General features: G+C 63.9%; 2 protein-coding genes. Both read left to right on the top strand.

Annotated elements, in window-relative coordinates; all coding sequences use genetic code 11:
• Window positions 1-5: 5 nt before the first annotated feature.
• On the top strand, window positions 6-1,091 hold the full coding sequence (locus ABD089_RS05965) for a carbohydrate ABC transporter permease (protein WP_386769105.1): 1,086 nt from the start codon (window positions 6-8) through the stop codon (window positions 1,089-1,091).
• On the top strand, window positions 1,088-2,023 hold the full coding sequence (locus tag ABD089_RS05970; protein ID WP_343885324.1) for a carbohydrate ABC transporter permease: 936 nt from the start codon (window positions 1,088-1,090) through the stop codon (window positions 2,021-2,023). Before ABD089_RS05965 ends, ABD089_RS05970 begins: the two co-directional genes overlap by 4 nt.
• Window positions 2,024-2,052 lie beyond the last annotated feature (29 nt).

Below are 2,052 nucleotides of genomic sequence, written 5' to 3' on the forward strand. Positions count from 1 at the left end.
GTTCGATGGCCACCACTGCCGTCACAGCGCCGGTGCAGTCCGGAAAGAGAAAGAAGAACCCATTCAGCGACGGACAGGGACGTCTGGCCTGGCTGCTCAACCTGCCGACGCTGGCCGTCATCCTGTTCGTGGTCGGCATCCCGATCGTCCTCAGCATCCGGGAATCGCTGTTCCGCACCAACCAGGGCGTCGACCCCAACACCGGGCTTGTCGCCTCGGGTGACACCTTCGTGGGCCTCGACAACTACATCAACGCCTTCACCGCCGCGGCCTCGCCGGTCACCGGTGTCTGGGGCACGATGCCCCGCCTGGTGAACGCCTTCATCAACAACATGTTCTTCACCGTCGTCTGCGTCTCGATCGAGACCGTCCTCGGCGTGGCGATGGCGCTGATCATGGCCCGGGCCTTCAAGGGCACCGGCATGGTGCGCGCCGCGATCCTCGTGCCGTGGGCCATTCCCACGATCGTCTCGGCCATGCTGTGGAAGGTCGTCTTCGACGCCAACGGCGTCATGAACCGGCTGATCCACAAGCAGGTGCTCTGGCTCGGTGACTCGGCCGCTTCGCAGTGGGCCGTGATCATCGCCGATGTCTGGAAGACGGCCCCCTTCATCGGCTTGATGACCCTTGCCGGCCTGCAGACCATCCCGGCCGAGGTCTACGAGGCCGCCAAGGTGGACGGATCCTCGGCCTGGCGTACCTTCACCCAGATCACCCTGCCGCTGATCAAGCCTGCCCTGGTGGTGGCCGTGCTCTTCCGCACGCTCGACACGATGCGCATGTTCGACCTGCCCTACGGCTTGATCGGTGCCAACAAGTACTCGGTCGAGACCCTCAGCATGTTCGCCTTCATGGAGTCGCGCTCGCAGCGCTATGGCGCCGCGGCCGCCTACTCCATCCTGCTGTTCCTGCTGATCATGCTGATCGCCTTCCTGTTCATCAAGCTGCTCGGCGCAGACGTCGTCGGTGACCCCGAGACGCGCGCCATCACCGAGCAGCGCAAGCGCCTGCGCAAGCTGCACAAGCAGCAGGTGCAGCGCACGAAGGCCAAGGCGTCCCAGACCATCACCAGTGGGGAGAGTGCGGCATGAGCAGCGCCAACCTGACGATTCCCGAGGGCCAGCAACTCCTCTCGGACGCCGAACTGCAGGAGCTCAACAAGCCGAAGCGCTCGGGCAAGGAGCTTGCCGGAGGCATCGCGTCCCTGTTCGGCATCGCCTTCATCATCCTGTACTGCCTCTTGCCCTTCCTCTGGATGATCATCAGCTCGCTGCGTCGTCCGGCCGATGGCCTGAGCAATGCCTACCTGCCGGATCCGGCCTCGGTGCAGAACTACAAGATCGTGTTCGGCGAGCAGAACAACTTCTTGGTCTCCCTGGGCAACTCGGTGGTGATCGCGGTCGTCACGACGGCCCTGACGTTGCTGTTCGGCATCGTGGCGGCCTACGCCCTGGCGCGACTGCGCTTCGTCGGCAAGATGGTGGTGCTCAGCATCATCATCGGCTGTTCGATGTTCCCGGCGATCACGATGCTCGTCCCGCTGATGAAGATGTTCACCGGAGTGTCCTACGACTGGTTCCCCTGGAGCTGGATGAACACCTACCGTGCGGTGATCATCCCCTCGCTGTCGTTCGGGCTCCCGCTGTGCGTGTGGAACCTGACGGCCTTCTTCCGTCAGCTCCCCGTCGAACTGGAGCATGCCGCGATGGTGGACGGCTGCACCCCGCAGGAGGCCTTCCGCAAGGTGATCCTCCCGCTGGCTGCCCCCGGCATCTTCACCACGGTCATCCTGACCTTCATCGCGGTCTGGAATGAGTACATGTTCGCCTACACCTTCTTGACCGACAAGGCCAAGATGACCGCTCCCGTTGCGCTCTCGCAGTTCACGGGCTCGACCTCGTTCAACATCCCCTACGGCGCGATCATGGCGGCTGGTGTGGTCGTTACCGTCCCGCTGCTGATCATGGTGCTGATCTTCCAGCGCCGCATCGTTGCCGGCCTGACCGCCGGTGGCGTGAAGTGATCGGCTGACCACTCTCGCGGAGGGCGCCG

It is taken from the genome of Luteococcus sanguinis (assembly GCF_039527675.1).
Lineage (GTDB): Bacteria > Actinomycetota > Actinomycetes > Propionibacteriales > Propionibacteriaceae > Luteococcus > Luteococcus sanguinis.

Bases quoted from the DNA above. Each gene is read 5' to 3' on its own strand.
- ABD089_RS05965 (WP_386769105.1), top strand. From the start codon at position 6: ATGGCCACCACTGCCGTCACAGCGCCGGTGCAGTCCGGAAAGAGAAAG.
- ABD089_RS05970 (WP_343885324.1), top strand. From the start codon at position 1,088: ATGAGCAGCGCCAACCTGACGATTCCCGAGGGCCAGCAACTCCTCTCG.